This is a genomic window from Staphylococcus aureus (assembly GCF_001027105.1).
Taxonomy (GTDB): domain Bacteria; phylum Bacillota; class Bacilli; order Staphylococcales; family Staphylococcaceae; genus Staphylococcus; species Staphylococcus aureus.
Genome location: NZ_CP011526.1, coordinates 182,632 through 199,499 on the forward strand (window position 1 = coordinate 182,632; position 16,868 = coordinate 199,499).

Annotated in this window: 14 protein-coding genes; 11 read left to right on the forward strand and 3 right to left on the reverse strand. The window is 34.5% G+C overall.

The features are described 5' to 3' along the window. The first annotated feature begins 2 nt into the window (after positions 1-2). Genes AA076_RS00790 through ggt form a run of 3 tightly spaced genes read left to right on the forward strand, consistent with a single transcriptional unit; the run spans position 3 to position 5,002 of the window. Positions 3-1,166 carry an ABC transporter permease gene (locus tag AA076_RS00790; RefSeq protein WP_000057899.1) on the forward strand — a complete coding sequence of 388 codons (1,164 nt, stop codon included), beginning with the start codon at positions 3-5 and terminating at the stop codon, positions 1,164-1,166. Positions 1,167-1,182: 16 nt separating this feature from the next. Beyond that, positions 1,183-2,958 carry an ABC transporter substrate-binding protein gene (locus AA076_RS00795; protein ID WP_000720804.1) on the forward strand — a complete coding sequence of 592 codons (1,776 nt, stop codon included), beginning with the start codon at positions 1,183-1,185 and terminating at the stop codon, positions 2,956-2,958. 37 nt (positions 2,959-2,995) lie between these two features. Further along, positions 2,996-5,002 carry a gamma-glutamyltransferase gene (ggt, locus tag AA076_RS00800; protein ID WP_000236428.1) on the forward strand — a complete coding sequence of 669 codons (2,007 nt, stop codon included), beginning with the start codon at positions 2,996-2,998 and terminating at the stop codon, positions 5,000-5,002. 297 nt (positions 5,003-5,299) lie between these two features. On the opposite strand, the gene AA076_RS00805 is transcribed toward ggt, so the two are convergent. Together AA076_RS00805 and AA076_RS00810 are read right to left on the reverse strand one after the other, a co-directional pair. After that, positions 5,300-6,073, reverse strand: coding sequence for a tandem-type lipoprotein (locus AA076_RS00805; RefSeq protein ID WP_000643616.1), 774 nt, complete (start codon positions 6,071-6,073; stop codon positions 5,300-5,302). 189 nt (positions 6,074-6,262) lie between these two features. Next, positions 6,263-6,889 carry an FMN-dependent NADH-azoreductase gene (locus AA076_RS00810; protein ID WP_001151451.1) on the reverse strand — a complete coding sequence of 209 codons (627 nt, stop codon included), beginning with the start codon at positions 6,887-6,889 and terminating at the stop codon, positions 6,263-6,265. A gap of 208 nt (positions 6,890-7,097) precedes the next feature. Here AA076_RS00810 and AA076_RS00815 point away from each other — a divergent pair, with 208 nt between their 5' ends. The 8 genes from AA076_RS00815 (at position 7,098) to AA076_RS00850 (ending at position 15,790) form a co-directional block, all read left to right on the forward strand. After that, positions 7,098-7,676 (forward strand): M23 family metallopeptidase, encoded by a 579-nt coding sequence (locus tag AA076_RS00815; protein ID WP_000166917.1) that lies wholly within the window; start codon positions 7,098-7,100, stop codon positions 7,674-7,676. A gap of 382 nt (positions 7,677-8,058) precedes the next feature. Then, on the forward strand, positions 8,059-9,156 hold the full coding sequence (locus AA076_RS00820) for an ABC transporter ATP-binding protein (protein WP_000818914.1): 1,098 nt from the start codon (positions 8,059-8,061) through the stop codon (positions 9,154-9,156). Positions 9,157-9,168: 12 nt separating this feature from the next. Further along, positions 9,169-10,440 (forward strand): maltodextrin ABC transporter substrate-binding protein, encoded by a 1,272-nt coding sequence (locus AA076_RS00825; RefSeq protein WP_000034961.1) that lies wholly within the window; start codon positions 9,169-9,171, stop codon positions 10,438-10,440. Between the two features lie 2 nt (positions 10,441-10,442). Further along, positions 10,443-11,711, forward strand: coding sequence for a sugar ABC transporter permease (locus tag AA076_RS00830; RefSeq protein ID WP_000166888.1), 1,269 nt, complete (start codon positions 10,443-10,445; stop codon positions 11,709-11,711). Position 11,712: 1 nt separating this feature from the next. Continuing rightward, positions 11,713-12,552: a sugar ABC transporter permease gene (locus AA076_RS00835; RefSeq protein ID WP_000162661.1), complete on the forward strand. Its 840-nt coding sequence runs from the start codon at positions 11,713-11,715 to the stop codon at positions 12,550-12,552. Between the two features lie 73 nt (positions 12,553-12,625). Further along, positions 12,626-13,702 carry a Gfo/Idh/MocA family protein gene (locus AA076_RS00840; protein ID WP_000153466.1) on the forward strand — a complete coding sequence of 359 codons (1,077 nt, stop codon included), beginning with the start codon at positions 12,626-12,628 and terminating at the stop codon, positions 13,700-13,702. Between the two features lie 24 nt (positions 13,703-13,726). Beyond that, positions 13,727-14,767, forward strand: a complete 1,041-nt coding sequence (locus tag AA076_RS00845) for a Gfo/Idh/MocA family protein (protein WP_000163809.1) — start codon at positions 13,727-13,729, stop codon at positions 14,765-14,767. 54 nt (positions 14,768-14,821) lie between these two features. After that, the gene (locus AA076_RS00850; RefSeq protein WP_000690419.1) at positions 14,822-15,790 is read left to right on the forward strand and encodes a sugar phosphate isomerase/epimerase family protein; all 969 of its coding nucleotides are present in this window, start codon (positions 14,822-14,824) and stop codon (positions 15,788-15,790) included. A 360-nt stretch (positions 15,791-16,150) separates the two neighbouring features. On the opposite strand, the gene AA076_RS00855 is transcribed toward AA076_RS00850, so the two are convergent. Then, complete coding sequence (locus AA076_RS00855) at positions 16,151-16,645, reverse strand: isoprenylcysteine carboxyl methyltransferase family protein (RefSeq protein ID WP_000603755.1); 495 nt, start codon at positions 16,643-16,645, stop codon at positions 16,151-16,153. Positions 16,646-16,868: the final 223 nt, after the last annotated feature.

The following is a 16,868-nucleotide window of genomic DNA, read 5'->3' on the forward strand; positions in this document are numbered from 1 at the left end:
ATATGGCACAACTTAATTCAAAGATAGCTTCCTTAAAATTATTCGCAAGTTACGCCATAGCAACTTATATTTTAGTTATATTAACGAGTGCATTAAATCTTTTTAAAGGTTATGTGGCCGATACGTTCTATATTGCTGAAACATTGCTAATCGTTTTAACCATCATTTTAATTATTATTTTAACAACGGAACAAACATGGAAGCATCATGACCTATGGCGACGTATCGTCGAAGTGTTGTTATTGTTGATGACATTAACAGGCAACGTATTTACATTATTAATGTTTGTAAGTATTAGACGTTACCAACGTACATCGCAAATACATAGTTATAACGGGTGGGAATCGTTTATACGAAAAACTACTAGACATCGTATTGCGATTATCGGGTTACTTATTTTAGTCTACATGCTGACATTATCAATTGTGTCACAATTTACATTTGATACGACATTGGCTACTAAAAATCAGTTCAATGCACTGTTACATGGACCGAGTCTAGCCTATCCGTTTGGTACTGATGATTTCGGTAGAGACTTATTTACACGCGTAGTTGTAGGAACGAAGCTGACATTTTCAATTTCAATTATTTCAGTAGTTATTGCAGTTATTTTTGGTGTGTTACTAGGCACTATCGCAGGTTATTTTAATCATATTGATAATTTAATAATGCGAATTTTAGATGTAGTGTTTGCAATTCCATCATTATTGTTAGCGGTGGCAATTATTGCATCATTTGGAGCAAGTATTCCAAATTTAATTATTGCTTTAAGTATCGGTAATATACCATCATTTGCACGGACAATGCGTGCCAGTGTTTTAGAAATTAAACGCATGGAATATGTAGATGCAGCACGTATCACTGGTGAAAACACTTGGAATATCATATGGCGTTATATTTTACCGAATGCGATTGCGCCTATGATTGTACGTTTTTCATTAAATATAGGTGTGGTTGTATTAACAACAAGTAGTTTAAGTTTCCTAGGACTTGGTGTTGCACCTGATGTAGCTGAATGGGGCAACATTTTACGTACCGGTAGTAACTACTTGGAAACGCACAGTAATTTAGCTATTGTACCTGGTGTTTGTATTATGTTCGTCGTTTTAGCATTTAATTTTATAGGTGATGCAGTGCGTGATGCACTAGATCCAAGAATTCATTAAAAAGGTAGGGATAGATGTGAAGAAAATCATTAGTATCGCAATTATAGTTTTAGCGTTGGTATTAAGTGGTTGTGGTGTCCCTACGAAATCAGAAGTGGCTCAAAAGTCATCGAAAGTTGAAGTGAAAGGCGAGCGACCAACAATACATTTCCTAGGACAAGCAAGTTATGAAAATGATATGAATATCGTTAAAGATCAATTGGAAAATGCAGGATTTAACGTGAAGATGAATATCCAACCAGATTATGGTAGCTATCGTACACAACGTCAAGCCGGCAATTATGATATCCAAATTGATGACTGGATGACAGTGTTTGGTGACCCGAACTATGCTATGACGGCATTATTTAGTTCTACAGGATCAAATAGTTTATTGAAAGATAAACATGTAGACCAGTTGTTAAATAAAGCTTCTACTCAAAATGAAGCAGATGTTAAACAAACATATAAGCAAATTGAAGATGAAGTTGTATTTGATAAAGGGTATATGGCGCCTTTATATGGATCAAAAAAGAATTTAGTATATGACAATAAAGTGTTAGATAAAAATAGTGTTGGATTGCCAAATTCACGTGCATTAATATGGCAACAATTTGATTACAACAATAGTAGAGAACGAGATACGCGGCCACTTGTGATGACACAACAAGATGGTGAAATTCCTACATTGGATCCAATACGTTCAATTGCGCCGTCAGTATATTCAATTAATATGAATATGTACACAAGGTTATTATTATTAGATGAAAATGATCATTTAACAACGAAAGGTTCGTTAAGTCATGATTATGCTGTGAATAAGGACAATAAAGCATTTTATTTCTTGTTAAGAGATGATGATTATTTTGCGAAAGTGGTCAATGGACAAGCACGTAATACTGGAGAGCGTGTATCGGCTGAAGATGTTAAGTTTTCTTTAGATAGAGCACGTGATAAAAAGTCTGTGCCTAACAATAATACTTACAATATGCACAAACATATAAATGACATCAAGATATTAAAAGATGAGGACATCGATCAGTTGCGTAAAGAGAAAGACAAGGACGATAAATCAATCTATGATAAGTTGATTAAAGCTTATAACGTCAAATCGTTAACGACAGATGGTCAAAAAGTAAATAATAAAGACGGTATTTATCAAATTGTTAAAATTACGACAGATCAATCGATGCCTCGAGAGGTAAATTACTTAACACACTCTTCGGCAGGCATTTTATCTAAAAAATTTGTTAATCAAGTAAATCAAGAATATCCAAAAGGATATGGGGATAGCAGTACAATTCCTGCAAATTCAGATGGGAAAAATGCGCTGTATGCAAGTGGCGCATACATTATGACACAGAAAAATGCATATCAAGCAACGTTTCAACGTAATCCAGGATTCAACGAAACAGAAAAAGGTAGTTATGGACCAGCTAAAATTAAAAATATTACATTGAAGTTTAATGGTGACCCGAATAATGCATTGTCAGAACTTAGAAATCATTCAATTGATATGTTGGCAGATGTGAATCAAAAACATTTTGATTTAATTAAGTCGGATAAAAATTTAAGCATTATTCGCAAAAATGGACGCAAGTCAGTCTTTTTAATGCTAAATATTAAAAAAGGTATATTTAAGACGCATCCAAACTTGAGACAAGCAGTAGTTAATGCGATAGATCAGGATCAATTTATTAAGTTTTATCGTGGCGATAAATTTAAAATTGCATCACCGATTACACCACTTGTCGATACTGGTAACGAGCAACGTCAAGATTTAGAAAAAGTAGAAAAAGCCATTAATCAATAATGTTTTAAATATTTAACAGAAAGTAGGAGGATATAGTATGGTCATTAACTTAAATGACAAACAGACAAAAACATCTAAAGAAGGGTTAATTTCCGTATCACATCCTCTTGCGGCTAAAATTGGTAAGGATGTATTAGATCAAGGTGGCAACGCCATGGATGCAGTGATTGCAATTCAACTGGCATTGAATGTGGTAGAACCATTTGCATCAGGTATTGGTGGTGGCGGGTATTTGCTATATTATGAGCAAAGTACTGGCAGTATAACTGCGTTTGATGCACGTGAGACAGCACCTGAACATGTAGACAAACAATTTTATCTAGATGATTCAGGCGAATATAAATCATTTTTTGATATGACTACACATGGTAAAACTGTCGCTGTGCCAGCAATTCCAAAGCTGTTTGATTATATTCACAAGCGTTATGCTAAATTGTCATTGGAAGATTTAATTAATCCTGCAATTGAACTAGCCATTGAAGGTCATGCAGCCAATTGGGCTACTGAAAAATATTCGCGCCAGCAACACGCACGATTGACAAAGTATCATGAAACGGCACAAGTATTTACGCATGAAAATCAATATTGGCGTGAAGGTGATTGGATTGTACAACCCGAATTAGGTAAGACATTTCAAATATTAAGAGAACAAGGGTTTAATGCATTTTATAAAGGTGACATTGCGAAACAATTAGTCAATGTTGTCAAAGCATGTGGTGGGACAATCACTTTAGAGGATCTAGCCAAATATGACATTCAGATTAAAGCGCCAATCAGTGCAACATTTAAAGACTATGACATTTATTCAATGGGACCATCTAGTTCTGGCGGTATCACGGTAATTCAAATATTGAAGTTATTAGAACATGTCGATTTACCATCTATGGGTCCAAGATCTGTTGATTACTTGCATCATTTGATACAAGCGATGCATTTAGCATATAGTGATCGTGCGCAATACTTGGCGGATGATAATTTTCATGAGGTGCCTGTACAGTCATTAATTGATGATGATTATTTAAAAGCACGCAGTACGCTCATTGATAGCAATAAAGCAAATATTGATATAGAGCATGGTGTTGTGTCTGATTGCATTAGTCATACAGATGTTGAAGAAAATCATACCGAAACAACTCATTTTTGTGTGATTGATAAGGAAGGTAATATTGCTTCATTTACGACATCAATTGGTATGATTTATGGTTCAGGTATCACGATTCCAGGCTACGGTGTGTTATTGAATACGACAATGGATGGCTTTGATGTAGTAGATGGTGGTATTAACGAAATTGCACCATATAAACGACCACTAAGTAACATGGCTCCAACGATTGTGATGTATCACGGGAAGCCAATATTAACAGTAGGTGCACCTGGTGCCATAAGTATCATTGCTAGTGTTGCGCAAACATTAATCAATGTATTAGTGTTTGGCATGGATATTCAGCAGGCTATAGATGAACCTAGAATTTATAGTAGCCATCCTAATCGCATTGAATGGGAGCCTCAATTTTCACAATCTACAATATTAGCATTGATTGCACATGGACATGCAATGGAACATAAACCAGATGCTTATATTGGAGATGTACATGGACTACAGGTTGACCCAACAACGTATGAAGCTTCGGGTGGAAGTGATGATACTAGAGAAGGCACCGTAATGGGTGGCGAGGTGTTAGTGATTAGAAAACAGCCATTACCATATCGGCAAATGTATGATAGTGACGGCTTTCGTCTATATTTCAATGATGTGCAGTTACCTTTATTGGCAGATCAAGTGCGATGGATGCATGACAAATATTGGGTTGATGAAAGTGTTGTTAGAATCATTTTCCCTGAAGTTAGTGCACATATTGAAGATTTAAGAAGTTATGAAAACGCAGGAGAAAATTATATAGATATTGCCTGGTTAGCACGGAAATATGCTTATCAAGTAACATTGAAGGATGACGGTTTATACTTAACTGATGATACATATACTTCAGTGAAACGGAACACAAATGCATACTATAGATATGATCGAGATAGTATCACAAGATAGTTTATACGCTTGATATGAAGTTTGTAGTGGATATGAGCTTTTGTTGAATGAAAGGATTCGATTTCGAACTTTAGCGTGACGCTTGAGTGTAGTAATGTTGGAAATGCTATACGAAACGCTAGTCACCTTTGTAAAATATACAACGCCTCACAAATTCGTTTTTGATGTACATCACAATAGTTAGCCTAAAATCTAATGTAATGTGGTTTGGTACAGTTGAACGAGTTATGTGAGGTGTTTTTATAATATAGGATTTTAATAGATGATTTGGATGTTTCTATAATTACAGCATAAGTATTAATGTTCACTTATTTTATTATAAGTAAGGCTTTCTTTATAAATGATTTGGTCTTTTCCAGGACTTGAAAAATAAAAATAAAGTTTCTGATCTTGATGATTATTGCCTTTTAAATCACTCATTCCCTTTAATTCCACCTTTGTTGATGCGTTTTTAGGAATATTATATCTACGTTTTAATTGTTTAACGTTTGGATTATCGTTCGACAACTTACCAGATAAATTATAATAATCAGTGGTAGGATCATGTGTGACTTTCAAATCATTGCTATTTAAAATGCTTGTTAAATCACCACTTTGAATCAAAAATTGATTGTTTTCGATTTTTTGTTTCAGCGCGGGATCTTTTACGTCTTTTGTGAAAACGATTTTATTATTAACTACTTTTACTGGATAACTTTTGTATGTCGAGTCAGTAGCATTTTTTCTATCGTTTGTAGTTGTGTCATATTCACCAGTTATTTTATGTGTGTTCTTATCTACCTTTAACAACATACGGTCTTCTTTTAAAAGCTCATCTGATCCAACAACTGAATAAGAGGATTCTATATACCATGTGTCTTGATCATTATTTTCATAATGGGGATTATCGTGACCATCAATTTCATAAAGCGTTTCTAAGTTTTTAATAGGATACGTACTTAGTACTTTTTTAAGACCATCTTTCAAATGAATTTGTTCCCACTTCATTGCCAAAAACATATCGCCACTGACTACAATTGAAATAATAATAATTGCTGCTAAGTTTAACCAGAAAATTTTATGTGCTTTCATACATTCCCACCGTTTCTCAAAATACTTCATTAACACTATAATAATATATTTTGAAAAATATTTACATCAGTATTAAAGTGAATATCAAATTTTAAATTTATGAAAATAATAGATATTTATAAAAAGCGGAAAAGAGATACAATAAAAAACTGCATGACGTTTGAGACGTCACACAGTGTAACTAAAAATTTAAAAAGTTGTTGCTAATTTTTCAGCATTATTAATACTAGTTGCTTTAATTTCTTCAGTCTTATGAGGTTCAGCATTGTGTCCTTCAATAATGATTGTTTCATATGATGGCACACCTAAGAATGTCATAATTGTTCTTAAATAACGGTCACCCATTTCAAAATCAGCAGCAGGTCCTTCAGTATAATATCCACCACGTGATTGAATGTGTAATACTTTTTTGTCAGTTAGTAAACCTTGTGGTCCTTCAGCAGAATATTTAAAAGTTTTACCTGCAATTGAAATAGCATCAATATATGCTTTAACTACAGGTGGGAAAGAAAGGTTCCACATAGGCGTTACAAATACATATTTATCTGCACTTAAAAATTCTTCTAAAATGTCACTCAATCTTGAAACTTTCATTTGTTCATCATCAGTTAACGTTTCGCCATTACTCATTTTTCCCCAACCAGTTAATACATCTTTGTCAATAACTGGAATATAAGTTTCAAATAAATCAATATGTTTCACTTCATCATCAGGATGTTGTTGTTGATATGTTTCGATAAATGCTTTACCAGCCGCCATAGAATTTGATACCAGTTCATTAAAAGGGTGTGCTGTAATATATAATACTTTTGCCATTTGAAAATTCTCCTCTGTTTCTGTTATTTTCTTAAGTATAATTATTATACTCGATATAAAATTTAATATCAATCAAAATATTCAAATTACCATCATTTTCTTCATCTATATTTGGCAGTACTACTAAAGTATGAGTGCATTTAATTATGAAATAGTTGATTTAGAATATATACTTAATACCCAAAATATATGAAGGATGGATGCCACTATGACAAAGCGACCAAAACGTATTTTGGCAACAATTATCATTTTTCTTTCACTATTATTTACGATTATTTATATAGATGACATTCAAAAATGGTTTAACCAATATACCGATAAATTGACACAAAATCATAAAGGACAAGGACACTCAAAATGGGAAGACTTTTTTAGAGGGAGTCGGATTACTGAGACTTTTGGTAAATATCAACATTCACCATTTGATGGTAAGCATTATGGCATTGATTTTGCATTGCCAAAAGGTACACCAATTAAAGCGCCGACGAATGGTAAAGTAACACGTATCTTTAATAATGAATTGGGCGGCAAGGTATTACAGATTGCCGAAGACAATGGAGAATATCACCAGTGGTATCTACACTTAGACAAATATAATGTCAAAGTAGGTGATCGAGTCAAAGCAGGTGATATTATTGCATATTCAGGCAATACAGGTATACAAACGACAGGCGCACATTTACATTTTCAAAGAATGAAGGGTGGCGTAGGTAATGCATATGCAGAAGATCCAAAACCGTTTATCGATCAGTTACCTGATGGGGAACGTAGCCTATATGATTTGTAGTTATAGAAGGGTGCCCGCAGTCTAAAAAATTAAGCAATCATTGTGTGAGTATGATACTTACATAATGGTTGCTTTTTTCAATGAAAATCGTAATGCTAAGTCATACTTGTTTGATTTAGATATTACTTAAAATGTAAGACAAGGTTGTTAGCATTGGCAGTGAAATATCGCACATAAAAAACATTATTGTCACACTAGAAAATAGTTGTGCACTATATCAATTTTCTGTATAAAAGTTTAATTCTGACAGTAATGTAAACGTTTACAATTTATGATTGACATTAATAATGACTGAATATATGATTTATGTAAGTATTTGTGCAAACGTTTTCACAAAGTGTATTGCACAATCAAACTGTAAACAAAGTATGGGAGGCATAACATGGCAGAACTAAAGTTAGAGCATATTAAAAAGACGTATGATAACAACAATACTGTAGTGAAAGATTTTAATCTACATATTACTGACAAAGAATTCATTGTATTTGTTGGACCATCGGGATGTGGTAAATCAACAACATTACGAATGGTTGCTGGACTAGAGTCTATCACATCTGGAGATTTTTATATTGATGGGGAACGCATGAACGATGTTGAACCAAAGAATAGAGATATTGCGATGGTATTTCAAAACTATGCATTATATCCACATATGACTGTTTTTGAAAATATGGCATTTGGGCTAAAGCTACGTAAAGTAAATAAAAAAGAGATTGAACAAAAAGTTAATGAAGCAGCTGAAATATTAGGATTAACTGAGTATCTTGGTCGTAAACCAAAAGCGTTATCTGGCGGACAGCGTCAACGTGTTGCTTTGGGCAGAGCTATTGTTAGGGATGCGAAAGTCTTTTTAATGGATGAACCATTATCGAATCTTGATGCGAAGCTTCGAGTACAAATGCGCACAGAAATATTGAAATTACATAAGCGACTTAATACTACGACAATTTATGTTACACATGATCAAACTGAAGCATTGACGATGGCTAGTCGAATTGTTGTTTTGAAAGATGGCGACATTATGCAAGTCGGCACACCTAGAGAAATATATGATGCCCCTAATTGCATATTTGTGGCGCAATTTATCGGCTCACCAGCAATGAATATGTTGAATGCTACAGTTGAAATGGACGGATTGAAGGTAGGAACACACCATTTTAAATTACATAATAAAAAATTTGAAAAGTTAAAAGCTGCTGGCTACTTAGACAAGGAAATTATTTTAGGTATTCGAGCTGAAGACATTCATGAAGAACCAATATTTATTCAAACTTCTCCAGAGACACAATTTGAATCTGAAGTAGTTGTATCCGAACTGTTAGGTTCAGAAATTATGGTACATAGCACATTCCAAGGAATGGAATTGATTTCTAAATTAGATTCAAGAACTCAAGTGATGGCGAACGACAAGATTACACTAGCATTTGATATGAATAAGTGTCACTTTTTTGATGAAAAAACAGGAAATCGTATCGTCTAAGGGGGAGTATTCATGTCTAAAATTTTAAAATGTATCACGTTAGCCGTGGTAATGTTATTAATCGTAACTGCATGTGGCCCTAATCGTTCGAAAGAAGATATTGATAAAGCATTGAATAAAGATAATTCTAAAGACAAGCCTAACCAACTTACGATGTGGGTGGATGGCGACAAGCAAATGGCGTTTTATAAAAAAATTACGGATCAATATACTAAAAAAACTGGCATCAAAGTAAAGCTTGTAAATATTGGTCAAAATGATCAACTAGAAAATATTTCGCTAGACGCTCCTGCAGGAAAAGGTCCAGATATCTTTTTCTTAGCACATGATAATACTGGAAGTGCCTATCTACAAGGCTTAGCTGCTGAAATCAAATTATCAAAAGATGAGTTGAAAGGTTTCAATAAGCAAGCACTTAAAGCGATGAATTATGACAATAAGCAACTAGCATTGCCAGCTATCGTTGAAACAACCGCACTTTTTTATAATAAAAAATTAGTGAAAAATGCACCGCAAACGTTAGAAGAAGTTGAAGCTAATGCTGCCAAACTAACTGATAGTAAAAAGAAACAATACGGTATGTTATTTGATGCTAAAAATTTCTATTTTAATTATCCGTTTTTATTCGGCAATGATGATTATATTTTCAAGAAAAATGGCAGTGAATATGATATTCATCAGCTAGGACTAAATTCAAAACATGTCGTCAAGAATGCTGAACGATTACAAAAATGGTACGACAAAGGGTATCTTCCTAAGGCAGCAACACATGATGTCATGATTGGTCTTTTTAAAGAAGGAAAAGTAGGACAATTTGTCACTGGACCGTGGAACATTAATGAATATCAAGAAACGTTTGGTAAAGATTTAGGAGTAACAACATTACCTACAGATGGTGGCAAACCTATGAAACCATTTCTAGGTGTACGTGGTTGGTATTTATCTGAATATAGTAAACATAAGTATTGGGCTAAAGATTTAATGCTGTATATCACTAGTAAAGATACATTACAAAAATATACAGATGAAATGAGCGAAATTACTGGACGTGTTGACGTGAAATCATCTAATCCAAATTTAAAAGTGTTTGAAAAGCAAGCACGTCATGCTGAACCGATGCCTAATATTCCTGAAATGCGACAAGTTTGGGAACCGATGGGCAATGCAAGCATATTTATTTCAAATGGTAAGAATCCTAAACAAGCGTTAGATGAGGCGACGAATGATATAACGCAAAATATTAAGATTCTTCATCCATCACAAAATGATAAGAAAGGAGATTAGTTATGACGAAACGTAACCCTAAATTAGCGGCATTATTATCTGTTATACCTGGTTTGGGACAGTTTTATAATAAAAGACCCATTAAAGGGACGATATTTTTTATCTTTTTCATCAGTTTTATTTCTGTTTTTTATAGCTTTTTAAATATTGGTTTTTGGGGATTGTTCACATTAGGGACAGTACCTAAGTTAGACGATTCTCGTGTCTTACTTGCACAAGGTATTATTTCTATCTTACTCGTTGCTTTCGCAATCATGCTATATATCATTAATATTTTAGATGCATATCGTAATGCTGAACGATTTAATCGCAATGAGGAAATAAAGGATCCGAAGGCGCGTATGGTGGCAACATGGGACAAGACGTTCCCATACTTACTAATCTCACCAGGTACATTCTTATTGATATTTGTAGTTGTATTTCCATTAATATTTATGTTTGGAGTAGCATTTACAAATTACAATTTATACAACGCGCCTCCGAGACACACATTAGAATGGGTTGGTTTAGATAACTTTAAAACGTTATTCACAATTGGCGTTTGGCGTAAAACATTTTTCAGTGTTATTACTTGGACATTAGTATGGACGCTTGTTGCAACGACACTTCAAATTGCATTAGGGCTGTTTTTGGCAATTATTGTAAATCACCCTGTCGTCAAAGGTAAGAAATTTATCCGTACTGTGTTAATCCTACCTTGGGCTGTACCATCATTTGTGACAATTTTAATATTTGTAGCGTTATTTAATGATGAATTTGGTGCGATAAATAATGATATTTTGCAACCTTTATTAGGTGTAGCACCAGCATGGTTAAGTGATCCGTTTTGGGCAAAAGTGGCATTAATCGGCATTCAAGTATGGCTTGGATTCCCATTTGTCTTTGCACTGTTCACTGGAGTACTGCAAAGTATTTCATCAGATTGGTACGAAGCAGCAGATATGGATGGTGCGTCTAGTTGGCAAAAGTTTAGAAACATCACATTCCCGCATGTCATTTACGCCACAGCGCCATTGTTAATTATGCAATATGCAGGTAATTTCAATAATTTTAATCTTATTTATCTATTTAATAAAGGCGGTCCACCAGTGTCAGGGCAGAATGCTGGTAGTACAGATATCTTGATATCTTGGGTGTATAATCTGACATTTGAGTTTAACAACTTCAACATGGGTGCAGTTGTGTCATTAATTATTGGATTTATTGTTGCTATTGTCGCATTTATTCAATTCAGACGTACAAGTACGTTTAAAGATGAGGGAGGTTTATAAGATGACAAAGAAGAAAAACATATTAAAAGCAATCGGTATTTACAGTTTTATAGCGATGATGTTTGTCATCATTTTATATCCACTACTGTGGACATTTGGCATTTCCCTTAATCCAGGTACGAACTTGTATGGTGCCAAAATGATACCAGACAATGCAACATTTAAAAATTATGCATTCTTACTATTCGATGACAGTAGTCAATACCTGACTTGGTATAAAAATACGCTTATCGTAGCATCTGCAAATGCACTGTTTAGTGTGATATTTGTCACGTTAACAGCATATGCTTTTTCTAGATATCGCTTTGTTGGTCGTAAATACGGGCTGATTACATTTTTGATTTTACAAATGTTCCCTGTATTAATGGCAATGGTCGCAATCTATATTTTGCTAAATACAATTGGATTATTAGATTCTTTATTTGGACTAACACTGGTATATATTGGTGGATCAATACCGATGAATGCCTTTTTAGTGAAAGGTTACTTCGATACGATTCCAAAAGAACTTGATGAATCTGCCAAAATTGATGGTGCAGGGCATATGCGTATTTTCTTACAAATTATGCTTCCATTAGCTAAGCCGATTTTAGCAGTTGTTGCTTTGTTCAATTTTATGGGGCCATTTATGGACTTTATATTACCTAAAATACTATTAAGAAGTCCTGAAAAATTCACATTAGCAGTTGGATTGTTCAACTTTATTAATGATAAGTATGCAAATAATTTCACAGTGTTTGCAGCAGGGGCAATTATGATTGCAGTACCTATAGCAATCGTATTCTTGTTCTTGCAACGCTATTTAGTATCAGGTTTAACAACAGGTGCGACAAAAGGTTAGTTTGAAATTAGGAGTGGGGCAGAATTGATAAAGAACCACTAATGACGATAAAGATTAAAAGGAGGACGTTATGATGACGATTAAAGTTGGAATCATTGGGTGTGGTGGTATTGCGAATGGCAAGCACATGCCAAGTTTACAAAAAGTTGAAAATGTTGAAATGATCGCATTTTGTGACGTAGACATTTCGAAAGCAGCGAGTGCGGCAGAAGCATACGGAACTGACAATGCAAAGGTTTATGATGATTACAAAGCATTGTTAAAAGATGACACGATTGATGTTATCCATGTTTGTACGCCAAATGACTCGCATTGTGAAATTACTGTAGCAGGGTTGCATGCTGGTAAACATGTGATGTGTGAAAAACCAATGGCTAAAACGACAGCAGAAGCTCAAAAAATGATAGATACAGCTAAATCAACAGGTAAAAAATTAACAATAGGTTATCAAAATCGTTTCCGAGCAGATAGTCAATTTTTACATCAAGCAGCGCAACGTGGCGACTTAGGAGACATTTACTTCGGAAAGGCACATGCCATTCGTCGTCGAGCAGTACCAACATGGGGTGTCTTTCTAGACGAAGAAGCTCAAGGTGGAGGACCATTAATCGATATCGGTACACACGCTTTAGATTTAACGTTATGGATGATGGATAATTATGAACCAGAATCAGTGATGGGTTCAACATTCCATAAATTAAATAAACAGCATCATGCGGCAAACGCTTGGGGTTCATGGAATCCAGATGAATTTACAGTTGAAGATTCTGCGTTTGGATTTATTAAAATGAAGAATGGAGCGACGATCATTTTAGAATCCGCTTGGGCGATTAATTCTTTAGAAGTGGATGAGGCAAAATGTTCATTATCAGGAACTAAAGCAGGTGCTGATATGAAAGATGGTCTACGTATTCATGGTGAAGACATGGGTACACTTTATACCAAACACGTTGAATTGGAAAACAAAGGCGTCGACTTTTATGAAGGTAATGAAGTGGATGAAGCTGAAGAAGAAGCAAAAGCTTGGATTGATGCAGTTGTAAATGATACTGAACCAGTTGTGAAACCGGAACAAGCAATGGTAGTTACAAAAATTCTTGAAGCGATTTATCAGTCTGCAAAATCAGGCAAAGCAATTTACTTTGAATAACATCATACGGTAAGGAGGCACATCATGACAAAATTAAAAGTTGGTGTGATAGGTGTTGGTGGTATTGCACAAGACCGTCATATTCCAGCATTGCTGAAACTCAAAGACACAGTCTCATTAGTTGCAGTACAAGATATTAATACAGTGCAGATGATTGATGTTGCGAAGCGCTTTAATATACCTCATGCAGTTGAGACACCTAGCGAGCTGTTTAAACTTGTTGATGCGGTGGTCATTTGTACACCTAATAAATTCCATGCTGATCTTTCTATAGAAGCATTGAACCATGGTGTCCATGTATTGTGTGAAAAGCCAATGGCGATGACGACGGAAGAGTGTGATCGCATGATTGAAGCGGCTAATAAAAATCACAAATTATTAACTGTCGCATATCATTATCGTCACACAGATGTGGCAATTACTGCTAAAAAAGCAATTGAATCAGGTGTGGTTGGTAAACCTTTAGTAGCACGTGTACAAGCGATGCGTAGGCGTAAAGTGCCTGGCTGGGGTGTTTTTACCAATAAAGCGTTGCAAGGTGGCGGTAGTTTAATCGATTATGGTTGCCACTTGTTAGACTTATCTTTGTGGCTACTAGGTAAAGATATGGTGCCGCATGAAGTGCTAGGAAAAACATATAATCAATTGAGCAAACAACCGAATCAAATTAATGATTGGGGAACATTTGATCATACTAAATTTGATGTCGATGATCATGTTACTAGTTATATGACATTTGCCAATCGAGCAAGCATGCAGTTTGAATGTTCGTGGTCTGCAAATATCAAAGAAGATAAGGTTCACGTTAGTTTATCAGGAGAAGATGGCGGTATCAATTTATTTCCATTTGAAATATATGAGCCCCGCTTTGGAACTATTTTTGAAAGCAAAGCTAATGTTGAGCATAACGAAGACATTGCTGGTGAGAGACAGGCGCGTAACTTTGTCAATGCGTGTTTAGGGATAGAAGAGATTGTGGTGAAACCGGAAGAAGCACGCAATGTAAATGCCCTTATAGAAGCGATTTATCGTAGCGATCTTGATAACAAGAGCATACAACTTTAATGATTATCATATATGATACAAAATTCTCAATATAAAAAGAAGGAGTGCTTTTCAATGAAAATAGGTGTATTTTCAGTATTATTTTACGATAAAAATTTTGAAGATATGTTAGATTATGTCTCAGAATCTGGATTGGATATGATTGAAGTTGGAACAGGTGGTAACCCAGGAGATAAATTTTGTAAGTTAGATGAGTTGTTAGAAAATGAAGACAAGCGCCAAGCATTTATGAAGTCAATCACAGACAGAGGCTTACAAATAAGTGGTTTCAGTTGTCATAACAATCCAATTTCTCCAGATCCGATAGAAGCGAAAGAAGCCGATGAAACGTTACGTAAAACAATCCGTTTAGCAAATCTATTAGACGTGCCAGTTGTTAATACATTTTCTGGCATTGCAGGATCAGATGATACCGCTAAAAAGCCTAATTGGCCTGTTACACCTTGGCCAACAGCCTACTCTGAAATTTATGATTATCAGTGGAATGAAAAGTTGATACCATATTGGCAAGATTTAGCTGAGTTTGCAAAAGAGCAAGATGTAAAAATTGCCATAGAGTTGCATGCAGGATTTTTAGTGCATACACCATATACAATGTTGAAGTTACGTGAGGCTACAAATGAATATATCGGTGCTAACTTAGATCCTAGTCATCTATGGTGGCAAGGTATTGACCCAATTGCTGCGATTCGCATATTAGGCCAAGCAAATGCAATTCATCACTTCCATGCTAAAGATACGTATATTAATCAAGAAAATGTAAATATGTATGGTCTAACTGATATGCAACCATATGGTAACGTTGCGACAAGAGCATGGACATTCCGTACAGTTGGTTATGGACATAGTCCATATGTATGGGCAGATATCATAAGTCAACTTATTATTAATGGATATGATTATGTATTAAGTATTGAACATGAAGATCCTATTATGTCAGTAGAAGAAGGTTTCCAAAAAGCTTGTCAAACTTTGAAATCTGTTAATATTTACGACAAGCCAGCAGACATGTGGTGGGCATAATACGAACTCGAGGTTAGTCTGAAGTTTGTCTGAAGTAAGACTGGTGGCAGTGTTGAATAAATGCATATGTCGCCAAGCCATTGCCAAAAATTTCACACCTTAAATCAAGTCATTGTTTGTAAAGAAGGTGTACTTTATATAAGTATATAGCGATGGTCATACCCATTCACAGTAACAATCCTCACCATTGAAAAGAGTATATAACCTTTTCAATAGTGAGGTATATGATAATAAAAAAAGCCTGTTGTCACAATGGTCATAGACACGACATACTTTAAAGGTTTCTGAATATAATATTTCAGAATGCACTTTAAAGATGGACGTCGATGTAGACTAAAGTGATGACAGGCTTTCATCTTTTTAAATATTCATTAATTTCTCTTCTTGTTTAATACGTACATATAAGAAATACGCATACGGTACTAATAAAATAGTTGTATATGTTGCGTGTGTTAATAATAATACACCGATTAATTCAGGAATGATGTTTAAGAAGTAATTTGGGTGTTTTGTAATTTTATATAATCCAGATTTAATAATAGGATGGTTAGGTAAAATGAATAATTTTAATGTCCAAATACCACCTAAAGTTTTAATAACCATAAATAACATGATATAAGCAAAGATTAATATAACTAAGCCAATACCATTTGCAAAGCTAAATGTATCTTTATTAATAAATGCCTCTACACCAGCCAATACATAAATTAAAACGTGTGTTATTGCTAAAAACTTCGAATTTTTAACGCCATATTCAACTGCACCGTCTGCTTTTAATTGTTTTGAGTGATTAATAGATATCTTTAAGCTGACAAGTCTGATACAGAAAAAGATAAGTAATATAGATAGAATCATGATGTCCTCCGTCATTATGTCATATGTATAAGCGTTGATTTTGACAACATAAAGTATTTTATAGATAAAGCTTGTCAAATACTATTAACTATTTATTAATTTTAGTACATAAATATGTTTCTAAGTATGTGTTTATGTTCAGTATTTTGGATAATTTAATAATTTTAAGGATATTAAGCGCTTACACCGACGTGATATATTTGGCTTAACGAAAATGATTGAG